The organism is Caballeronia eucalypticola, assembly GCF_047608185.1.
In the GTDB taxonomy this organism is placed as follows: domain Bacteria; phylum Pseudomonadota; class Gammaproteobacteria; order Burkholderiales; family Burkholderiaceae; genus Caballeronia.
This window is the reverse complement of sequence record NZ_JBLKRU010000006.1, coordinates 54,659-75,446: the sequence shown is the minus strand read 5'-3', so window position 1 is coordinate 75,446 and position 20,788 is coordinate 54,659. Positions and strand designations below refer to the sequence as shown.

Here is a 20,788-nt window from a genome sequence, read left to right as displayed (position 1 = left end):
GTCAGGCCAGGAATAGCTTGTAGACGGGGTTCGCACCTTCGTCCCACCACGGATAACCCAAGGTCGCGAGGAATTGCCCGAAGGCCGCGTTGTCCGATGCCGGGACCTGGACGCCAACGAGAATTGAGCTGGTGTCCGCGCCCTGGTTCCGGTAATGGAACAGGCTGATATTCCAGTTTGGCGCCATCGACGAAAGGAATTTCATCAGCGCGCCCGGACGCTCGGGGAATTCGAAGCGCAGCAGGCGTTCGTCTTGCGCGAGCGGCGAATGGCCGCCGACCATGTAACGAATATGTTGCTTCGAGAGTTCGTCGTGGCTGAGATCGACCGTAGCAAATCCATGTTCGATAAACGCATTCGCCATCTGCACCGCTTCGCCGCGCGTCTTGATCTGCACACCGACGAAGATATGGGCGGCGTGGGCATCGGCTATCCGGTAGTTGAATTCGGTCACGCTGCGTGTGCCGACCAGTTCGCAGAAGCGCTTGAAACTGCCGCGTTCTTCCGGAATGGTCACCGCGAACACCGCTTCGCGCGCTTCACCCACTTCTGCCCGTTCGGCCACAAAACGCATGCGGTCGAAGTTCATGTTCGCGCCGGACGTCACGGCGACCAGCGTCTTTGCTTCGAGCCCGTCGCGCTCGGCGTAGAGTTTTGCACCCGCAACCGCCAGCGCGCCCGACGGTTCCAGCACGCTGCGCGTGTCCTGGAAAACGTCCTTGATTGCGGCGCAGAGGGCGTCGGTATCTACCGTAATGACTTCGTCGAGCAACTCGCGGCACAGCCGGAATGTCTCCTCGCCGACGAGTTTTACCGCCGTGCCGTCGGCAAAGAGACCGACTTCAGCCAGCGTGACGCGCTCGCCTGCCTCGATGGATTGCTTCATCGCGCACGAATCGATGGCTTGCACGCCAATCACGCGAATCTCCGGGCGCACGGCCTTGACGTACGCTGCAACGCCTGCCGCGAGCCCGCCGCCGCCGATAGGAACAAAAATGGCGTGGATCGGGCCTTGATGCTGGCGCAGGATTTCCATCGCGACGGTGCCCTGGCCGGCGATCACATCGGGGTCATCGAAAGGATGAACGAAGGTCAGGCCGCGCTGTCCCTGCAACTTGACGGCGTGGCCGTACGCGTCGCTATAGGATTCGCCGTGCTGGACGATCTCCACGGTCGGGCCGCCGAACGCACGCATGGCGTCGATCTTGACCTGGGGCGTGGTGACCGGCACGACAATGACGGCCTTGCAGCCAAGCCGCGTGGCCGAATAAGCGACGCCTTGCGCATGATTTCCCGCCGATGCCGTGATCACGCCGCGTGCCAGCACGTCAGCGGAAAGCTGCACCATCTTGTTGTACGCGCCGCGAATCTTGAACGAGAAAACCGGCTGGTTGTCTTCGCGTTTCAGGTAGACCGAGTTGTGCAGCCGCGCGGACAAATTGCGGGCGGGTTCGAGCTCGCTTTCGCGGGCGACGTCGTAGACGCGCGCGGTCAGGACTTTCTTGAGGTAATCGGGGTGTGTCATTCCGGAGCCGTTCGCGCGGCTGTGCGCGCCATTTTTGAGAGCGAAAGCATCAATAATAGCGCAGGGGGGTCGGTGGAACGGGTTTCCGGCGTTCGACGGCTGCTGGTACGCCGGAACGGGCAATCGGCCATCGGTCCCAACTGCCCACAAGAAATCCGGCGCCGCGCTCCGGCCCCAATGCCCGCGAAATCCCCAACCCGCCGGCGAAAAAACCATCAAAAATGCGTCGAAATTTGGCAGGCATAAAGCCCTTCAACCCGCTACCGCCTGCGAACGGCAAACATCCTGATGAGTTAGAATTCCTTTTTCGATACAGGATCGGAAGATGCAACGGCAGTCCCGGACCGGCTTTTTGACGCATGTTCCCCGCGACGCTCTACGCGAGTGCTGCGCGCTCTGCTGCGCTACCCACGCGGCTTCGGAACGACATGCGCGTCATCAGCGATCGTGGCGCTGATTCCGGCCTCTCGAAGGTTTTGCATCGCTCGCCACCCTCTGTCACTTCCTGCCGGCGAGCACCTTCACAAAAAGTATCACTCGAAAATCTGCGCCTCCCCGCGCAAAGCCGGCTATAGCGCTGCTCGTGATCTCATTGTCAGCGTAAGCGCCGGCTCACCGAACTGTCGAATATGAACGCACCCCAAGCCTTCGATCCGAACGGCGCCGCGCATGCCGTGGCCCTGGATACCGAGCCGCGCCTGCGCGAAATTCCCTATAACTACACCTCGTTTTCCGATCGCGAAATCGTCATTCGCCTGCTCGGCGAGGAAGCTTGGGCAGCGCTGGCCATTCTGCGCAGCGAGCGCCGCACGGGCCGCTCGGCTCGGATGCTCTATGAAGTCCTCGGCGATATCTGGGTCGTGCGCCGTAATCCGTATCTGCAAGACGATCTGCTCGATAACCCCAAACGCCGCGCATTGCTGATCGAAGCGTTGAATCACCGTCTGGGCGATATCGAAAAGCGCCGCAAAGCGGATCTTTCGCAACATCAGGACGATGCCGGCCGGGATCGCGCGGCGCGGGTGGAATTGCTGATCAGCGCCGCTTGCCGCGCGGTCGAAGATTTCAAGAAAGAGTTCGAGCAAACCTACGATCTGCGCAAGAAGGCATCGAAGGTCTTGGGAAAGGTCACTGAAAAAGACAACATCAAGTTCGATGGCCTGTCGCGCGTCTCCCACGTGACCGATGCAACGGACTGGCGCGTCGAATACCCGTTCGTCGTCTTGACGCCGGATACCGAAGCGGAAATTGCCGGGATGATCAAGGCGTGCTTCGAACTCGGGCTGACCGTGATTCCGCGCGGAGGCGGCACGGGATATACCGGCGGCGCAATTCCGTTGACGCCGTTCGCGGCCGTTATCAACACCGAAAAGCTCGAACAGCTTGGACCCGTCGAAATGACGGATCTGCCGGGCGTCGACCATAAAGTCGCGACCATTTTTTCGGGCGCGGGCGTGGTTACGCGGCGGGTGACCGAAGCCGCCGAACACGCTGGTTTCGTGTTCGCGGTTGACCCAACGTCGCTGGATGCATCGTGTGTCGGCGGCAATGTCGCGATGAACGCCGGGGGCAAAAAGGCCGTGCTGTGGGGCACTGCGCTCGACAATCTGGCCTGGTGGCGCATGGTCGATCCGCAGGGCGACTGGCTCGAAGTCACGCGCCTGGATCACAACTGCGGCAAGATTCACGACATCCCCGTGGCGCGTTTCCGGCTCGACTGGTTCGACGGATCGCGTGCGCCGGGCGAGAAATTGCTGCGCACTGAATCGCTCGATATTGCCGGCAGCAAGTTCCGCAAGGAAGGGCTTGGCAAGGACGTGACGGATAAATTCCTGTCGGGTCTGCCGGGCGTACAGAAGGAAGGGTGCGACGGGCTGATTACATCGGCGCGATGGATCCTGCACAAGATGCCCGCGCATACGCGCACCGTCTGCCTCGAGTTTTTCGGCCAGGCGCGCGATGCCATTCCGAGCATCGTGGAAATCAAGGATTACTTGTTCGAGACATCGAAGCAGGGCGGCGCGATTCTCGCCGGTCTTGAGCATCTCGATGAACGCTATCTGCGCGCGGTCGGTTACGCGACCAAGAGCAAGCGCAACGCGTTTCCGAAGATGGTGCTGATTGGCGATATCGTCGGTAACGATCCAGATGCCGTGGCTCAAGCGACGTCCGAAGTCGTCCGCATGGCGAACGGCAAGAGCGGCGAAGGGTTTGTCGCGGTGAACGCCGAAGCGCGCAAACGCTTCTGGCTCGATCGCTCGCGCACGGCTGCTATCGCCAAGCATACGAACGCGTTCAAGATCAACGAAGACGTCGTGATCCCGCTGAACCGTATGGGCGAGTACACCGATGGGATCGAGCGGATCAATATCGAGTTGTCGATCAAGAACAAGCTGAAACTTGTCGATGCGCTCGAAACGTTCTTCAAGACGGGCAAGCTGCCGCTCGGAAAGAGCGATGACGCCAACGAGATTCCCAGCGCCGAATTGCTCGAAGATCGTGTGCAGCATGCGCTTGAGCTGCTTCAAAAAGTGCGCGAGCGCTGGACGTTCATCGGTGAAAAGCTGGATCTGCCGTTGCGGGAAGCGCAGCACTACATGGTTCAGCTTGGCTACGAAGGACTGGCCGAGAAGATGGCGGATCGCGTGGATTCGCAGCCGGGCGTACGTGTGTTCGACGTCGCGCAAGACCGCATGATCCGCATCTCCTGGAAGCAGGAAATCCGCGCCGAATTGCGGCACATTTTCAGTGGCGGCGAGTTCAAGCCGATCCTCGAAGAAGCGCAGAACATTCACAAAGCAGTGCTGCGTGGCCGCGTGTTTGTCGCGCTGCACATGCACGCGGGCGACGGCAACGTCCACACGAACCTCCCGGTCAACTCCGACAACTACGAGATGCTGCAGGACGCGCACGTCGCGGTCGCACGCATCATGAAGCTGGCGCGCGATCTGGACGGCGTGATTTCGGGCGAACACGGGATCGGCATCACGAAGCTCGAATTCCTGACCGAAGACGAGATCTCGGAATTTCGCGAGTACAAACAACGCGTTGATCCGGAGGGCCGTTTCAACGCGGGCAAGCTGCTCGCGGGCGCCGATCTGCGCAACGCCTACACGCCGAGCTTCGGCTTGATGGGTTATGAATCGCTGATCATGCAGCAGTCGGATATTGGCGCGATCGCGGATTCCATTAAGGACTGTCTGCGATGCGGCAAGTGCAAGCCGGTCTGCGCAACGCATGTGCCGCGCGCCAATCTGCTGTACAGCCCGCGTAACAAGATTCTCGCGACATCGCTGCTGGTCGAAGCGTTCTTGTACGAAGAGCAGACACGGCGTGGAGTATCCATCAAGCATTGGGACGAATTCAACGACGTCGCTGACCACTGCACCGTCTGTCACAAGTGTTTGACGCCGTGCCCGGTGAAGATCGATTTCGGCGATGTCACCATGAACATGCGCAACCTGCTGCGCAAGATGGGCAAGAAGAAGTTCAACGCGGGCAATGCGGCCGGCATGTTCTTCCTCAACGCGACGAATCCGCAGACCATCAACCTGGCCCGCACGGCGATGATGGGCGTCGGCTACAAGGCGCAGCGGCTGGGCAATGAAGTGCTGAAGAAATTTGCGAAGAAGCAGACGGCGAAACCACCGGCAACGGTCGGCAAGCCGCCGGTGACGCAGCAAGTCATTCACTTCATGAACAAGAAGATGCCGGGTAACTTGCCGAAGAAGACGGCGCGGGCGTTGCTCGACATTGAGGACAACAAGATTGTCCCGATTATCCGTAATCCGAAGACGACGACATCGGATACGGAAGCCGTCTTCTACTTCCCGGGCTGCGGCTCGGAGCGCCTGTTCTCGCAAGTCGGCCTCGCCACGCAAGCCATGTTGTGGGAAGCCGGCGTGCAGACGGTGTTGCCGCCGGGTTACCTGTGCTGCGGTTATCCGCAACGCGGCGCCGGGCAATTCGATAAAGCCGAGAAGATCGTCACCGATAACCGCGTGCTATTCCATCGCGTGGCCAATACGCTGAACTATCTGGATATCAAGACGGTGGTGGTGTCGTGCGGAACTTGCTACGACCAACTGGCCGGATACGAGTTCGAGAAGATTTTCCCGGGCTGCCGGATTATCGATATCCACGAATTCCTGCTGGAAAAAAACATCAGGCTGGAAGGCGTGACCGGGACGCGTTACATGTATCACGACCCTTGCCATTCACCGATCAAAACAATGGACCCGATCAAGCTCGTGAATGAAATCATGGGTTCGGCGAACGACGGGTACAAGATCGAGAAGAATGACCGATGCTGCGGCGAATCAGGCACGCTCGCCGTCACGCGTCCGGACATTTCGACGCAAGTCCGATTCCGCAAGGAAGAGGAAATCCGCAAGGGCGCGGCGAAGTTGCGCGACATTCCGCTGGTGGGCGAGGCGGGCTCGAACGCGGTGAATATGGCGAACGCGTCGGCGGGAACGGCGGGTGCTGCACCAGGTTCGGTGCTAAAAGCAGGTGATGGCGCTCAATCCGCCGGAACCGACGTCAAGATTCTCACGAGCTGCCCGTCCTGCCTGCAGGGTTTGTCGCGCTATAACGAGGACGCGAACATCGAAGCGGACTATATCGTCGTGGAAATCGCCCGCAAGGTGCTCGGCGCGAGCTGGATGGAAGATTACGTGGCGCGCGCTAACGATGGCGGTATCGAGCGCGTGCTGGTGTAATAGCGGAATCGGGGCTTGTTTCGCTAGAGGAAAATGATGGACTGTGTTTTTTGCCGTGAAGACGGCGGAGAGGTCTTGTGGTCGGACGACGCGGTGCGCGTCGTCCTCGCCGACGAGCCCGAGTGGCCGGGCTTTTGCCGCGTGATCTGGCATGCGCACGTGGCGGAAATGTCCGATCTCGACAACGCCGCGCGCCTCAAGTTGATGACGGCGGTGAACGGGGTGGAGCGCGCGATCCGTCGAATCCTCGCGCCGGCGAAGGTCAATCTCGCCAGTCTCGGCAATCAGGTCCCTCACGTTCACTGGCACGTCATCCCGCGCCACTCCAACGATTCCCGTTTTCCGCTGCCCATCTGGGCGCCGCGCCAGCGCACGGTGTCGCAGGCGCTGCTGTCGAATCGCCGGGCGCAGGCCACCTTGCTGCGCGAAGCAGTACGCGCCGAGATGGCGCTGGCGTTCGGTTGAGACGCTGAAGCTGAACCTTCCAGCCAGGCCGCCCGGGCTAATGACACTCTGATAAAGGCTCACTATGAGCGGACTGACCAAACAAACGCCGATTCCGACGGGCATTGTCGTGCATTCGAAAACGCGCGCGCTCGAACTGCAATACGGTAACGATCAGACGTATCGGATACCGTTTGAGCTATTGCGCGTATATTCGCCGTCGGCGGAGGTCCAAGGTCACGGTCCCGGACAAGAAACGCTGCAAACGGGCAAGCGGGACGTGCTGATCAACGCCATCGAGCCGGTCGGCCACTACGCATTGCAACTCGTTTTCTCCGATGGCCACAATACCGGCCTGTATTCCTGGGACATCCTGCATGACCTCGCGGTCCGCCAGGATGAACTCTGGGCCGACTATCTCGCCAAACTGGAAGCGGCGGGCATTGACCGCGATACGCCAATGACGCCAAAAGCGTCCGGTGGACATCGCCACTAACCGGCTTTTACCTCGCAGCGACAATTTGCCACTGCCATCGGCCGACAGCCCGTATCAGGGCGCAGCCAACAACACGAACAAGATGAGGACGAACGCGATGAGCAAGACCCACTTCGGTTTTGAAACGGTCGACGAACAGGAAAAAGCGAAGAAGGTGGCGAGCGTTTTCGATTCGGTCGCGAGCAATTACGACTTGATGAACGACCTGATGTCGGGCGGGCTGCATCGCGCGTGGAAGTTTTTCGCGATCGGCCAGGCGAAGGTTCGTCCAGGCTACAAAGTGCTCGACCTGGCAGGCGGGACGGGCGATCTCGCGAAAGCGTTCGCGAAACAGGCGGGCGAAAAAGGCGAGGTCTGGCACACGGATATCAATGAATCGATGCTGCGCGTCGGCCGTGATCGCCTGATTGACCGGGGTGTGATCACACCAACCCTGATCTGCGATGCCGAGAAGATTCCGTTCCCCGACAATTATTTCGATGTCATTACAGTTGCCTTTGGGATTCGTAATATGACGCACAAAGATGGTGCGTTGGCCGAAATGTATCGGGTATTGAAGCCGGGCGGCCGGGTACTGGTTCTGGAGTTCTCGAAGGTATGGGAGCCGTTAAAGAAAGCGTACGATCTCTACAGTTTCAAGTTTTTGCCGTGGCTTGGCGACAAATTCGCGAAAGATGCGGATAGCTATCGCTATCTCGCAGAGTCGATCCGGATGCACCCGGATCAAGAAACTTTAAAAGAAATGATGGAACGCGCGGGATTGGATCGAGTCGAATATTACAATTTGTCAGGTGGCGTGGTAGCGTTGCACGTCGGGACAAAATTTTAGTGTTCCACTTTTATAAGGATTCGAAATGTCCGATACGCGCTTACCCCAAACTCGGGGTTTCCTGAAGTCGTTATTCAGGAAAGCCGGGGTCGTCGCGCTGGCTGGCGTGATCATGGCCGGTGCTTTGATTGCTGAAGATGCGGAGGCACGCCGCATGGGTGGCGGCCGCAGCATGGGCCGTCAGTCAACGAGTGCCGCTCAGCAGAATCAAGCGACGCCGCCGTCGCAGTCCATGCAGCCAGGTCAGGCCGCTAACGCACAGCGTGCGGCACCTGCAGCAGCGCCCGCTGCTGCGGCCGCGCAACCTGCGCGTAACCGCTGGATGGGCCCGCTCGCCGGTCTCGCCGCCGGCCTTGGCATTGCGGCGTTGCTGTCGCACTTCGGTCTTGGCGGCGCGTTCGCTGGCGCAATGGCCAACATGATCATGATCGCGTTGATCGTAATGGCCGCTGTCATGGTGTTCCGCTTCATCATGAACCGCAGGAAAAACGCCAATACGCCAGCGTATGCAACTGGCGGCGGCGCGGGTTCACCGTTTGGCGGATCGGCACGTACCGGGTTTAACTCGCAAGAACCCAGCTATGTACCGCCGTCGGCGTCGGGTGGTTTTGGTCCGTCCGCGGCTGCGCTGAACAGCGCGAACACGATCGAGGCCGCACCGCAGATCGACGTGCCCGCAGGTTTCGACAGCGAAGCGTTCGTGCGAAACGCGAAAGTTTATTTCGTGCGCTTGCAGGACGCGTGGGATCGCGGCAATTCCAACGATATCCGCGAATTCACCACGCCGGAAATGTTCGCGGAAGTGAAGCTGGATATCGATGCACGGGGCACGCAGCCGAACCGTACCGACGTCGTGCAACTCAACGCCGACATCCTGGGCGTCGAGGAACGCGGCACGGAAAGCCTTGCCAGCGTGCGTTTCCACGGTTTGATTCGTGAAACGGAAGGCGCTGCCGCCGAGCCGTTTATCGAGATCTGGAACTTGTCGAAGCAGAAGTACGGCAACGAAGGCTGGTTGCTGGCCGGGATCCAGCAGGTCAGTTAATTGATCAGCGCGACAGGCTGAAAAAGCCGGTCGTCCCGGCGTTGATAGGCAGGCCTTATGGCTAACGTGATGTTGGCGGTGCTGTGGGGCAAACGACAACGCCAGTTGCAAAGGTAGAATAGAAACCCGCGCGAGTGACCGCTTGCGCGGGTTTTTTCATCTCAGAGCCGATGACGCACGCAGACGAATTTGCCCAACCCGCCGCACCTTCAGCCACTCAGGCCGCAGCCAGAACCGCATCGAAAGCATTCGCGGCGGCTGTGAACCACGTGCTCGCGCGCGAATCCTGGGCCCGCGAGCGGCTTACGCCTTACGCCGGCAAGACCGCGCGGCTGGCGCTCTCGCCGTTCTCGCTGTTGCTGATGGTGCAGCCTGACGGGCTGATTGCCGCCGTCGACGAAACCGAAGCACGCACATTCGACGTCACGCTGTCAGTCCCCGCGGACGCCGTTCCGGCGTTCCTGCAAGGCGGCCAGGCCGCTGCGATGAAACACGTCCGCATAGAGGGCGACGCGGAGTTCGCGACCACGATCGCAAAACTGGCCGAACATCTGCGATGGGAGCCCGAGGAAGATCTGGCGCGCGTCATTGGCGACGGTCCCGCTCACCGCATTGGCTCGACCGTGCGCAAGGTGGGTGAACAAGCCCGCCGCTCAGGACGCAATCTGGTTGAATCGGTGGCCGAATACCTGCTCGACGAACAACCTCAACTCGTGCGCCGCAGCGCTCTCGACACGTTCAATGCCGAACTGTCAGTAGCCCGGGACGCGCTCGCGCGCGTCGAAAAACGCATCGAGCGACTTGAACAAAAAGCCGAAGCCCGAGGCGCGTCAGCGTCCGGCGCCGCGTCAGCGCGCGGCACGAGCAAGTAACGGGCTGAACCATGCGTCTTCTGCGTTTCCTCAAGATTTTTTTCACCGTAGTGCGATTCGGGCTCGACGAGCTGGTGATGAGCGGCATTCAGGACCGGCGCGTCCGTTTGCTGATGCGCGTCACCACGTTCGGCCGCAAGTTCGACGTCCCACGCGGGGTGCGGTTGCGTCTCGCGCTCGAAAGCCTTGGGCCTATCTTCGTGAAGTTTGGGCAGGTGCTGTCAACGCGCCGCGATTTGCTCCCTGTCGACATAGCCAACGAACTCGCCAAGCTTCAGGATCAAGTGCCGCCGTTCGACTCGGATGTCGCTATCGGCCTTGTGGAGAAGGCGCTGGGCTCGCCCATTGACGTCCTGTTCGACGACTTTGAGCGTGTGCCGGTGGCGAGTGCATCGATTGCGCAGGTGCATTTCGCCAAGATCAAGACCGGCGCCCACGGGGGCAAGGCAGTAGCGGTGAAGGTATTGCGGCCGAACATGCTGCCGGTGATCGATTCGGATCTGGCGTTGCTGCGCGACATTGCATACTGGACCGAACGGCTGTGGGCGGACGGCAAGCGGCTGAAGCCACGCGAAGTGGTCGCAGAGTTCGATAAATACCTCCACGACGAACTCGACCTCATGCGCGAGGCTGCGAACGGCAGCCAGTTGCGGCGCAATTTCGCGGGCCTCGATTTGCTGATGGTGCCCGAGATGTACTGGGACTATTCGGCGCCTACCGTGCTGGTGATGGAGCGCATGGTCGGCGTGCCGATCAGCCAGGTGGAAGTGCTGCGAGCGGCGGGCGTGGATATCCCGAAACTGGCGCAAGAAGGCGTCGAGATATTCTTTACGCAAGTATTCCGCGACGGCTTTTTCCACGCTGACATGCATCCGGGCAACATCCAGGTGAGTCTCGCGGAGGAGACGTTCGGGCGGTATATCGCGCTGGATTTCGGGATTGTCGGCGCGCTGTCCGACTTCGATAAAAACTATCTGGCGCAGAATTTCCTGGCGTTCTTCAAGCGCGACTATCACCGTGTGGCCACGCTGCATCTGGAGTCGGGCTGGGTGCCGCCGAGCACGCGCGTCGAAGAGTTGGAAAGCGCTATCCGCGCCGTCTGCGAACCGTACTTCGACCGGGCGTTAAAAGATATTTCGCTGGGCCAGGTGCTGATGCGGCTCTTTTCCACCTCGCGGCGTTTCAACGTCGAGATTCAGCCGCAACTCGTGCTGCTGCAGAAAACGATGCTGAACGTGGAGGGGCTCGGTCGATCACTCGATCCCGAACTCGATCTGTGGAAGACGGCCAAGCCGTATCTCGAACGCTGGATGAATGAGCAGGTCGGTTGGCGCGGCTGGTACGAAAGGCTAAAACTGGAAGCGCCGCAGTGGAGCAAGACGCTGCCGCAGTTGCCGCGCCTGATCCATCAGGTGCTGGCTGACCATCATGACCAGCCCGGCGGCGGCAATGACGAGCTCATGCGCATGATCCTGATCGAGCAGAAACGTACGAATCGTTTGCTGCAAGCCTTGTTGATCTTCGGGCTTGCGGTAGGCGCGGGCGCGGTCATTGTCCAGTTCTGGCAGGTGTTTGCATACGGAGGGTGAGTGCGCCATGATCGACACCAGCAAGCCGGCTTCTCCTCCCAGCTTCCAGGCTCGCGACCCGAACTCCCCCGAGTTCTGGAACGAGCGCTTCGACCAGCGTTTTACACCCTGGGATCAGGCCGGCGCGCCTGACGCGTTCAGGGCGTTTGCCCTCGCGCATCGGAACACGTTGGCGAACGTCCTCATTCCCGGCTGCGGCAGCGCGTACGAAGCACTATGGCTGGCGCGAGAAAACTGGCCGGTCAGGGCTATCGATTTCTCTCCGAGCGCCGTTGCAGCCGCGCGTGAGCAATTGGGCGAACACGCGGGCGTGGTTGAGCAAGCCGATTTCTTCGCGTACCAGCCGCCGTTTGAAACGAGTTGGATCTATGAGCGCGCGTTCCTGTGCGCCTTGCCGCGCGACCGGTGGCAGGGCTATGCAGTTCGGATGGCCGAACTGCTGCAGCCCGGCGCGATGCTGGCGGGTTTCTATTTCCTCGGCAATACCCCCAAGGGCCCACCGTTCGGCATCGAGCGCGATGCGCTCGATGCGTTGCTGACACCGTACTTCGAACTCGTGGAGGAGCACGAAGTGACCGGTTCCATCGACGTCTTCGCAGGACGCGAACGCTGGCTTACCTGGCGTCGGCGTGGACCGAAAGCTTAGTCCGGCGTCTGAATCCGCCTGCGCTTGCATAGCCTGCGTTTCGACAAAAGAAACCTGCGCAAACTGGCCGCGTCCCCTTGAAACCAAGGCCTGCCAGCCCAAAATTAAGGGTTAGCCGATGGTTTGAGGCTATAATTCAAGGCTTTGCAAGCGCCGAAACGTTAATCGTAGGAAGAGTGACATGCCGATCTACGCGTACCGCTGCGAGTCCTGCGGCTTCGAAAAAGACGCGCTCCAGAAAATGAGCGACGCACCGCTCACGCACTGTCCGCAGTGCGGGAAAGACACATTCGTCAAACAGGTCACGGCCGCGGGCTTTCAGTTGAAGGGCTCAGGCTGGTACGTGACCGATTTCCGCGGTGGCAACAACGGCGCCCCTGCTGCCAAGAAAGAAGACGGCAGCAAGAAGGACGAAGGCGCCAAAGCCGAAACGAAGAGCGAAGGCGCATCGGATTCCGGCAGTTCGAGTAAAGATTCGGGCAATCAGTCGTCGAAGACCGATTCCTCCGCTGCAAGCACGCCAGCGGCAGACAGCTCGAAGTCGAGCGGTACGTCGTCGGCAGCGGCGTCATCGAGCAAACCGGCTTCGCCTGCATCGAATTGACGCTCGTCGTTGGGGTGAAGCGCGAAGCCTGCAATGCAGTCGTGCTCAGCCCGTGCCGCAAGCGCGCCCAGTTGCACGATCTGCTCGATCTGTCCGATCGCACGCAAGAAGATGACCGCCCGAAGCCGTGAATGTGCGCTGGGCGGCAAACCAGCCAAACCGTTGAAGCTCGAACGGGGTGGCCTTCCGGCTGTGTAAATGACGACCAAAAAGACTACGTTGAAATCCGTGTTTGCGACCGGCCTGCTGGTGCTGGTTCCGCTCGCCATCACGCTGTGGGTGATCGGGCTCGTGATCGGGACCATGGACCAGACGCTCCTGCTGTTGCCGGAATCCTGGCAACCCGAGCGGGTCTTCGGCTTTCACCTGCCGGGCCTCGGCGCTGTGCTGACGCTCGCTTTCATTTTCGTCGTGGGCTTGCTCACGCAGAACTTCGTCGGCCAGAAGCTGGTCGAGTGGTGGAATGTGATCGTGCGTCACATTCCCGTGGTCGGGCCGCTGTATACCAGCGTCAAACAAGTATCGGACACGTTGCTCTCCAGCAGCGGCAACGCGTTTCGCAAGGCACTGCTGATCCGTTACCCGCATTCGGGGTCCTACACCATCGGTTTCCTGACGGGCGTTCCCGGCGGCGACGTGGTCAATCACCTGACTGAAGAACATGTGAGCGTCTACGTGCCGACCACGCCGAATCCCACCTCGGGTTTCTTCCTGATGGTGCCGAAAAGCGAAGTCATCGAGCTCGACATGTCCGTCGATGCTGCGTTGAAGTACATCGTATCTATGGGAGTAGTCGCGCCGTCCATGCCGCAAGCGCAGGCCGCGCCGCGTCGCCCCGTCGATCCGCCGCTGTAATGCCGGCGCGCTGCGAACAACGCTTTGAGCTTGTGCGCGCGCACCGTTGATCAATGAATAACGAAAGACACAACATCATGTCGATGAGATCCGAATACTGCGGTCTGGTGACCGAAGCCCTGCTGGGCCAAAGCGTTTCGCTGTGCGGCTGGGTTCATCGCCGGCGAGATCATGGCGGCGTTATTTTTATCGATTTGCGTGATCGCGAGGGCCTGGTCCAGGTCGTTTGCGATCCCGATCGCGCTGAGATGTTCAAGATTGCCGAAGGGGTGCGCGGCGAGTTTTGCGTGCAGGTGAAAGGCGTCGTGCGCGCCCGTCCGGAAGGCACGGCGAACGCCGGTCTGACGAGCGGCAAGATAGAAGTGCTGTGCCACGAGCTGAATGTGCTGAACCCGTCGGTGACGCCTCCGTTCCAGCTCGACGACGACAACCTCTCCGAAACCACGCGCCTCACGCATCGTGTGCTCGACCTGCGCCGTCCGCAAATGCAGCAGAACCTGCGTTTGCGTTATCGCGTGGCGATTGAAGTGCGCAAGTATCTGGATGCGCAGGGTTTTATCGATATTGAAACGCCGATGCTCACCAAGAGCACGCCGGAAGGTGCGCGCGATTACCTCGTGCCGTCGCGTACGAACCCGGGTCAGTTTTTCGCGCTGCCGCAGTCGCCGCAATTGTTCAAGCAATTGCTGATGGTGGCGAACTTCGATCGTTACTACCAGATCGTGAAATGTTTCCGCGACGAAGATCTGCGCGCGGATCGTCAGCCGGAATTCACGCAGATCGACTGTGAGACGTCGTTCTTGACGGAACAGGAAATTCGCGATCTGTTCGAAGCGATGATCCGTCACGTCTTCAAAGAGACCATCAACGTCTCGCTGGACGAAAAATTCCCGGTCATGCTGTATTCCGAAGCCATGCGCCGTTTCGGCTCGGACAAGCCGGATTTGCGTGTGAAGCTGGAATTCACTGATCTGACGGACGCCGTTCGCGACGTCGATTTCAAGGTTTTCAGCACGCCGGCCAATTCCAAGGACGGCCGCGTGGCGGCGATCCGCGTGCCGCGTGGCGGCGAGATGACGCGCAGCGAGATCGATGGCTACACGGAATTCGTGCGCATCTATGGCGCGAAGGGTCTGGCCTGGATCAAGGTGAATGACATCGCGAAGGGCCGCGACGGTTTGCAAAGCCCGATCGTGAAGAACCTGCACGATGCAGCGATCGCTGCGATCATCGAGCGGACCGGCGCGCAGAACGGCGACATCATTTTCTTCGCGGCGGATCGTTCGAAGGTTGTGAACGACAGCTTGGGCGCGTTGCGTCTGAAGATCGGCCATTCGGAGTTCGGCCGTGCGAACGGCTTGTTCGAAAAGGGCTGGAAGCCGCTGTGGGTGACGGACTTCCCCATGTTCGAATTCGACGAAGAAGACAACCGTTACGTGGCTGCGCATCACCCGTTCACGAGCCCGAAGGACGAGCATCTGGAATATCTGGAAACGGACCCGGGCCGCTGCCTCGCGAAGGCATACGACATGGTGCTGAACGGCTGGGAAATTGGCGGCGGATCGGTGCGGATTTATCAGGAAGAAGTGCAGAGCAAGGTGTTCCGCGCGCTCAAGATTGGCGCCGAAGAAGCACGCCTCAAGTTCGGCTTCCTGCTCGACGCGCTTCAGTACGGCGCGCCGCCGCATGGCGGTATCGCCTTCGGGCTGGATCGTATCGTCACAATGATGGCCGGTGCCGATTCCATCCGCGACGTGATCGCGTTCCCGAAGACGCAGCGCGCGACCGATTTGTTGACGCAAGCGCCGAGCGAAGTGGACGAGAAGCAGTTGAAGGAACTGCACATTCGTTTGCGCGCGCCGGAGCCGAAGCCGCAGTAAGCTTTAGCAGCATCACGGGTTGAAACGAAAAAGGCGCCGCAGGCGCCTTTTTCGGTTTATGCGGTACTAATTTTCGGCGAAGCTATGCGCCGTAAATTCTCTTCGCCCGATTCTGAATAGCCGATAGCCAGAATCATGTCCAGGCTATAAAGCTTGGTGCGGTACTGCTTGCCGTCCGCGGCAGTTGTCAAGGAATTCTTGACAACTGCGCTTTCGACCAACTCGGCGCCTTCCAGCACGTTTTTTACGTGCAGACTGACATTCTGCTTGGTGGTCAGAAACAGCTCTGCTATTTCCAGTTACGACAGCCAGACGTTTCCGTCCAAGGCTCGAAGTTTTACCTGTGCTAGTCCGTCTTCGGTCTGGTACAGGATCAATTCACCGCTCATGTACTACCGTCCCCTAAATGGCTATAACTTTTGATCAGCCCAATAACTTTTGCGTCGGCGTCCGGCCGCACTGCTCGAATTAGTGGCGCGTGGATCTATGGGCGCCGTAGGCAAGTGACCTTTGTAACGGCTGATAAATTCCCCCATACGATAAGGCAGCATTTTCGCCCACAGGGTCGTTTTGCGATGGTTTTTGACCGTTGGAGCACGATTGCATCGATAAAATCTCACCTCGTCCAAGGCCTTCTGCTGCAAATCGCCCACGACAAGTACTCAGAGCCGACTGAGGGAGTGCGCGAGTTCCCCAGCCCTTCCCCCATTTGCAACACCGAAACGAAACCACCTCCCGGTGCGCCTTTTCCCATTTTTAGGTTACATTCTTCGGCCAGCCTCTTAGAAAGGCCGCAACGTTCCAATCATGTCCAAGCCGCCGAAAATTCCTGAGTCTGTCCTCGTTGTCATCCATACGCCCGAAATGGACGTGCTCGTCATCGAGCGCTTCGACCGGCCAGGTTTCTGGCAGTCCGTGACGGGTTCAAAAGATCACATCGACGAACCGTTGGCCCTGACGGCGGCACGCGAAGTCGCCGAGGAAACCGGGATCGTGGTCGGCAGCCCGGGCGTGCCGGAGCGTTCTTTGATCGACTGGCATCATCGGATTGAATACGACATCTATCCCGAGTGGCGGCATCGGTATGCCGAAGGCGTCGTGCGCAATGTCGAGCATCAGTTCAGCCTGCTCGTCCCGCATTGCGTGGAAGTGAAGCTCGCGCCGCGCGAGCACACCGCGTTTCTCTGGCTGCCGCTCCGTGAGGCGGCGGCGAAGTGTTTTTCATCGTCGAATCGTGAGGCGATCCTGCAATTGCCCGAGCGTCTCGCGGAGCACAGCCGGTGATCGGTTTCGGTACGCCCAAACGCCGGTTCGCCCGACTCAAGCTAGCGCTCTTTGGCGGACGCCGCCCGATACGCCTGTGCTTCACCATCAACAACACGGTGCGGTTGTTCAAATCCGGCGTGGAATTTTTCCCGGCGCTGATCGAACGCATTGACGCCGCGAAGCACGACGTCTCGCTTGAGACCTATATCTTCTGCGACGACGAAGCGGGCCGTGCCGTTTCCACGGCACTGATGAACGCGGCCCGGCGCGGCGTGCATGTACGCGTGATTACGGACGGCATAGGCACCGCGAAACTTCCGCTCTTCGACGAATGGGCGCAGGCTAACGTCGAGCATCGCGTGTACAACCCGCATCTGTTCGGCCAGCTTGGCTTCTCGCGGACGCATCGCAAGCTGGTGGTGATCGATCATCACATTGCGTTCTGCGGCGGCATCAATATTGTCGATGACTTCGACCAGAACGGCGTTCATCTCGACAACCCGCGCTGGGACTTTGCGCTGGAAGCGCAGGGTCCGGTGGTCAAGGATGTCCGCGAAGCCTTCGATCTCCAATGGCAGCGGATTCGACTCGGCGTGAAGCCGCTGACGCCGCGGCCACAAGATCAAGAGCCTACGCCGGGGGCGTCGTCGAGAACGAACCGCCGTGCATTGAGAGCACGCCTGCGAGCGCGACGGGGCCTGATTCACGCAGTCGACCAGCCGTGCGTGGCTTTTGTCGCCCGCGACAACCTGCTCAACCGGCGCGCAATCGAAAAGGCGTACCTCGCCGCGATTTCGCACGCGGAAGAAGAAGTGATGCTGGCGAATCCGTATTTCATGCCGGGGCGCAAGCTGCGCCGCGCGCTGGCGCGCGCCGCGCAGCGTGGTGTTCGCGTCACGCTGGTGATCGGGAGAAAAGAGTTTGTCGCGCTCGATTACGCAACACCGTTCTTGTATCGCAATCTTCTGAAGTACGGCGTGCGGATCGCGGAATATGAGAAAACAATCCTGCACGGCAAGGTGGCCGTAGTAGATTCGAACTGGGCGACGGTAGGATCGTCGAATCTGGACGCATTGAGCCTGGTGCTGAACAATGAGGCGAACATGGTGCTGGTGAACCATGAAAACGAGATCGTGAAGCTGCGCGACGCGATCCTGTCTGCCTTTCACGACGGCCGGCCGATCACGGTCGAGCAATATGCAGCGCGTCCGGCTGGTGAGCGTTTGCTTAACTGGCTCGCCTACAACGCGTATCGCACGATGATGAAAATGCTCACCATCGGCCGCTACGATTGAGGCGTAAAAACCGCCGCGCGGTCAAACCCGGACAGCCCCGACTGGCTGTTCGCCCACAAACCGGGACCAACTGAGACTCATCCTATAGATGTAGCCAGAAGTTAGACCCCGGTTTCTAATAAAAAGCTTGTTTCATGAGCGGCTAGCTATAACAATAGTACGGCCGTTCGATTTTATTTTGATTCAATGAAAACGGTAAAGATCATGCGAAAAGGCGAACAGACACGTGTCGCGATCCTCGATGCTGCGCTGGACCTGGCAAGCCGCGACGGACTTGAGGGTTTGACTATCGGCTTGCTGGCCGAACGGATGCAAATGAGCAAGAGCGGCGTCTTCGCGCATTTCGGCTCGCGCGAGGATCTTCAGGTGGAAGTGGTGAAGGAATATCACCGTCGCTTTGAAGATGAAGTGTTCTATCCGAGCCTGCGCGAAGCACGCGGGTTGCCGCGTTTGCGTTCAATGCTGGCGCGCTGGATGGAAAAGCGCATCGAGGAAGTGACAACGGGCTGTATCTACATCAGCGGCGCGGTGGAGTACGACGATCGTGCCGACAGTGCGGTCCGCGAGCAACTGGTGCACAGCGTGACCACCTGGCGAGCGGCGCTCACGCGCGCGATCAACCAGGCAAAAGATGAAGGGCATTTGCGCTCGGACACCGATCCGGCGCTGATGCTGTTTGAACTTTATAGCTTCACGCTCGGCCTGCATCATGATGCGCGTTTCCTGCACTTGCCGGAGGCGGTGCAACTGACGCGGGACGCGCTGGAAAAAACGATTGTTTCATATCAAAGCAACGGTCATTAGGCGTCAGGCGGATCAGCAGAGGGCAAGCTTTACGGCAGATTCGGCGGCGACCAAGGCCCAAGCTTCCTGGACACTTGGAGAAGAAAAATGGGACAGTACACAGCGCCGCTGCGTGACATGCAATTTGTCTTGCACGAATTGCTCAATGTGGAAGCCGAGGTCAAGAACATGCCAAAGCATGCCGACCTCGACGCGGATACCATCAATCAGGTTCTCGAAGAGGCCGGCAAGTTCTGCGCCGAGGTGCTTTTTCCGCTGAACCAGATTGGCGACCGTGAAGGCTGCACGTACGAAGGCGATGGTGTCGTGCGCACGCCGGCAGGGTTCAAGGAAGCCTACAAGCAATACGTGGAAGCGGGCTGGCCGGCACTGGGTTGCGATCCGGAATACGGCGGCCAGGGCTTGCCCGCGTTCGTGAACAACGCGCTGTTCGAAATGCTGAACTCGGCGAATCAAGCATGGACGATGTACCCCGGCTTGTCGCACGGCGCGTATGAATGTGTTCACGCGCACGGCGCGCCGGAGTTGCAAAAGACGTACTTGCCGAAACTCGTCGACGGCACCTGGACCGGCACCATGTGCCTGACCGAGCCGCATTGCGGCACGGACTTGGGGCTGCTGCGCACGAAGGCCGAACCGAACAGCGATGGTTCGTACGCCATCAGCGGCACGAAGATTTTCATCTCCAGCGGCGAACATGACCTGGCTGAGAACATCGTGCATCTGGTGTTGGCTCGTCTGCCGGGTGCGCCCATTGGCACGAAGGGCATCTCGCTTTTCATCGTGCCGAAGTTCATTCCGACGGACGCCGGCGCTCCCGGCGAACGCAATGGCGTGAAGTGCGGTTCCATCGAACACAAGATGGGCATTCACGGCAATTCCACGTGCGTCATCAACCTGGACTCCGCGAAAGGCTGGCTTGTTGGCGAGGCGAACAAGGGCTTGAACGCCATGTTCGTGATGATGAACGCCGCACGTCTGGGCGTCGGCATGCAAGGCCTGGGGCTGACGGAAATTGCCTATCAGAACTCGCTCGTGTACGCGAAGGAACGTCTTCAAATGCGTTCGCTGACCGGTCCGAAAGCGCCGGAAAAAGCCGCTGATCCGATCATCGTGCATCCGGATGTTCGCCGTATGTTGCTCACGCAGAAAGCCTATGCCGAAGCCGGTCGCGCTTTCACGTACTGGGCTGCGCTGAACATCGATAAAGAACTGTCCCATGCCGATGAAGCCGCGCGCAAAGACGCCGCCGACCTCGTCGCGCTGCTCACGCCGGTCATCAAGGCGTTCCTGACGGACAACGCGTTCGAAGGCACCAACATGGGCATGCAGATCTACGGCGGCCATGGCTTTATCGCCGAATGGGGCATGGAGCAATACGTGCGCGATGCTCGCATCAACATGATCTACGAAGGCACGAATTCGATTCAGGCGCTGGATCTGCTCGGCCGCAAGATTCTCGGCGACATGGGCGCGAAGTTGAAGAAATTCGGCAAGCTCGTGACCGACTTCGTGGAGGAAGAAGGCGTGAAGCCGGAGATGCAGGAGTTCATCAACCCGCTCGCGGATATCGGCGATAAGGTCCAGAAGCTGACCATGGAAATCGGCATGAAGGCGATGCAGAATCCGGACGAAGTCGGCGCCGCTTCCGTGCCGTATCTGCGTACCGTCGGGCATCTGGTGTTCTCGTATTTCTGGGCGCGCATGGCACGCATCGCGCTGGACAAGGAAGCCGAAGGCGATCCGTTCTACAAGGCGAAGCTCGCCACTGCACGTTTCTACTTCGCCAAGTTGCTGCCTGAAACGGCATCGACGATTCGCGCCGCGCGCGCCGGATCGAAGACGCTGATGGACTACGACGAAGCCTTGTTCTAGGCCTCTTTTGCACTGCGCCGCATCTTTCACAGGATGCGGCGC

The 20,788-nt window shown here is 59.6% G+C and carries 16 protein-coding genes; 15 read left to right on the top strand and 1 reads right to left on the bottom strand.

Translation table 11 applies throughout. The features are described from left to right. Position 1: 1 nt before the first annotated feature. Positions 2–1,525: a threonine ammonia-lyase, biosynthetic gene (gene ilvA / locus ACMX25_RS09490; RefSeq protein ID WP_414949475.1), complete on the bottom strand. Its 1,524-nt coding sequence runs from the start codon at positions 1,523–1,525 to the stop codon at positions 2–4. A gap of 629 nt (positions 1,526–2,154) precedes the next feature. Between ilvA and ACMX25_RS09485 the strand changes: the two genes are divergently transcribed. From ACMX25_RS09485 to ACMX25_RS09415, 15 genes are all read left to right on the top strand, one after another. Then, positions 2,155–6,246, top strand: a complete 4,092-nt coding sequence (locus ACMX25_RS09485) for a DUF3683 domain-containing protein (protein ID WP_414949474.1) — start codon at positions 2,155–2,157, stop codon at positions 6,244–6,246. Between the two features lie 36 nt (positions 6,247–6,282). Next, entirely contained in the window at positions 6,283–6,711 is a 429-nt protein-coding gene (locus ACMX25_RS09480; protein ID WP_414949673.1) for an HIT family protein, read from the top strand. A gap of 64 nt (positions 6,712–6,775) precedes the next feature. Then, on the top strand, positions 6,776–7,186 hold the full coding sequence (locus ACMX25_RS09475) for a gamma-butyrobetaine hydroxylase family protein (protein WP_414949472.1): 411 nt from the start codon (positions 6,776–6,778) through the stop codon (positions 7,184–7,186). 97 nt (positions 7,187–7,283) lie between these two features. Next, positions 7,284–8,015, top strand: coding sequence for a bifunctional demethylmenaquinone methyltransferase/2-methoxy-6-polyprenyl-1,4-benzoquinol methylase UbiE (ubiE, locus tag ACMX25_RS09470; protein ID WP_414949471.1), 732 nt, complete (start codon positions 7,284–7,286; stop codon positions 8,013–8,015). A 25-nt stretch (positions 8,016–8,040) separates the two neighbouring features. Next, positions 8,041–9,060, top strand: coding sequence for a Tim44 domain-containing protein (locus ACMX25_RS09465; protein ID WP_414949470.1), 1,020 nt, complete (start codon positions 8,041–8,043; stop codon positions 9,058–9,060). A gap of 170 nt (positions 9,061–9,230) precedes the next feature. Then, a complete protein-coding gene (locus tag ACMX25_RS09460) occupies positions 9,231–9,932 on the top strand; it encodes a ubiquinone biosynthesis accessory factor UbiJ (RefSeq protein ID WP_414949469.1) in 702 nt (233 codons plus the stop codon). A gap of 11 nt (positions 9,933–9,943) precedes the next feature. Next, positions 9,944–11,521, top strand: coding sequence for a ubiquinone biosynthesis regulatory protein kinase UbiB (gene ubiB, locus ACMX25_RS09455; RefSeq protein ID WP_414949468.1), 1,578 nt, complete (start codon positions 9,944–9,946; stop codon positions 11,519–11,521). A gap of 7 nt (positions 11,522–11,528) precedes the next feature. Beyond that, positions 11,529–12,167, top strand: coding sequence for a methyltransferase domain-containing protein (locus ACMX25_RS09450; RefSeq protein WP_414949467.1), 639 nt, complete (start codon positions 11,529–11,531; stop codon positions 12,165–12,167). A gap of 181 nt (positions 12,168–12,348) precedes the next feature. Next, positions 12,349–12,771, top strand: a complete 423-nt coding sequence (locus tag ACMX25_RS09445) for an FmdB family zinc ribbon protein (RefSeq protein WP_414949466.1) — start codon at positions 12,349–12,351, stop codon at positions 12,769–12,771. Between the two features lie 198 nt (positions 12,772–12,969). Next, positions 12,970–13,626: a DUF502 domain-containing protein gene (locus ACMX25_RS09440; RefSeq protein WP_414949465.1), complete on the top strand. Its 657-nt coding sequence runs from the start codon at positions 12,970–12,972 to the stop codon at positions 13,624–13,626. Between the two features lie 77 nt (positions 13,627–13,703). Next, positions 13,704–15,506: an aspartate--tRNA ligase gene (gene aspS / locus ACMX25_RS09435; RefSeq protein ID WP_414949464.1), complete on the top strand. Its 1,803-nt coding sequence runs from the start codon at positions 13,704–13,706 to the stop codon at positions 15,504–15,506. An 807-nt stretch (positions 15,507–16,313) separates the two neighbouring features. After that, positions 16,314–16,790: a dihydroneopterin triphosphate diphosphatase gene (nudB, locus tag ACMX25_RS09430; protein WP_414949463.1), complete on the top strand. Its 477-nt coding sequence runs from the start codon at positions 16,314–16,316 to the stop codon at positions 16,788–16,790. After that, positions 16,787–18,067, top strand: coding sequence for a phospholipase D-like domain-containing protein (locus tag ACMX25_RS09425; protein ID WP_414949461.1), 1,281 nt, complete (start codon positions 16,787–16,789; stop codon positions 18,065–18,067). Before nudB ends, ACMX25_RS09425 begins: the two co-directional genes overlap by 4 nt. Before the next feature lie 204 nt (positions 18,068–18,271). Then, the gene (locus tag ACMX25_RS09420; protein WP_158937231.1) at positions 18,272–18,871 is read left to right on the top strand and encodes a TetR/AcrR family transcriptional regulator; all 600 of its coding nucleotides are present in this window, start codon (positions 18,272–18,274) and stop codon (positions 18,869–18,871) included. An 87-nt stretch (positions 18,872–18,958) separates the two neighbouring features. Further along, on the top strand, positions 18,959–20,746 hold the full coding sequence (locus tag ACMX25_RS09415; protein WP_414949460.1) for an acyl-CoA dehydrogenase C-terminal domain-containing protein: 1,788 nt from the start codon (positions 18,959–18,961) through the stop codon (positions 20,744–20,746). Positions 20,747–20,788 lie beyond the last annotated feature (42 nt).

Excerpts from the sequence above, each read along its gene's own strand:
- ACMX25_RS09450 (WP_414949467.1), top strand. The coding sequence starts at position 11,529 with ATGATCGACACCAGCAAGCCGGCTTCTCCTCCCAGCTTCCAGGCTCGC.
- ACMX25_RS09445 (WP_414949466.1), top strand. The coding sequence starts at position 12,349 with ATGCCGATCTACGCGTACCGCTGCGAGTCCTGCGGCTTCGAAAAAGAC.
- ilvA (WP_414949475.1), bottom strand. The coding sequence starts at position 1,525 with ATGACACACCCCGATTACCTCAAGAAAGTCCTGACCGCGCGCGTCTAC.
- nudB (WP_414949463.1), top strand. The coding sequence starts at position 16,314 with ATGTCCAAGCCGCCGAAAATTCCTGAGTCTGTCCTCGTTGTCATCCAT.
- ACMX25_RS09485 (WP_414949474.1), top strand. The coding sequence starts at position 2,155 with ATGAACGCACCCCAAGCCTTCGATCCGAACGGCGCCGCGCATGCCGTG.
- ACMX25_RS09465 (WP_414949470.1), top strand. The coding sequence starts at position 8,041 with ATGTCCGATACGCGCTTACCCCAAACTCGGGGTTTCCTGAAGTCGTTA.
- aspS (WP_414949464.1), top strand. The coding sequence starts at position 13,704 with ATGTCGATGAGATCCGAATACTGCGGTCTGGTGACCGAAGCCCTGCTG.
- ACMX25_RS09420 (WP_158937231.1), top strand. The coding sequence starts at position 18,272 with ATGCGAAAAGGCGAACAGACACGTGTCGCGATCCTCGATGCTGCGCTG.
- ACMX25_RS09440 (WP_414949465.1), top strand. The coding sequence starts at position 12,970 with ATGACGACCAAAAAGACTACGTTGAAATCCGTGTTTGCGACCGGCCTG.
- ACMX25_RS09415 (WP_414949460.1), top strand. The coding sequence starts at position 18,959 with ATGGGACAGTACACAGCGCCGCTGCGTGACATGCAATTTGTCTTGCAC.
- ACMX25_RS09475 (WP_414949472.1), top strand. The coding sequence starts at position 6,776 with ATGAGCGGACTGACCAAACAAACGCCGATTCCGACGGGCATTGTCGTG.
- ubiB (WP_414949468.1), top strand. The coding sequence starts at position 9,944 with ATGCGTCTTCTGCGTTTCCTCAAGATTTTTTTCACCGTAGTGCGATTC.
- ubiE (WP_414949471.1), top strand. The coding sequence starts at position 7,284 with ATGAGCAAGACCCACTTCGGTTTTGAAACGGTCGACGAACAGGAAAAA.
- ACMX25_RS09460 (WP_414949469.1), top strand. The coding sequence starts at position 9,231 with ATGACGCACGCAGACGAATTTGCCCAACCCGCCGCACCTTCAGCCACT.
- ACMX25_RS09480 (WP_414949673.1), top strand. The coding sequence starts at position 6,283 with ATGGACTGTGTTTTTTGCCGTGAAGACGGCGGAGAGGTCTTGTGGTCG.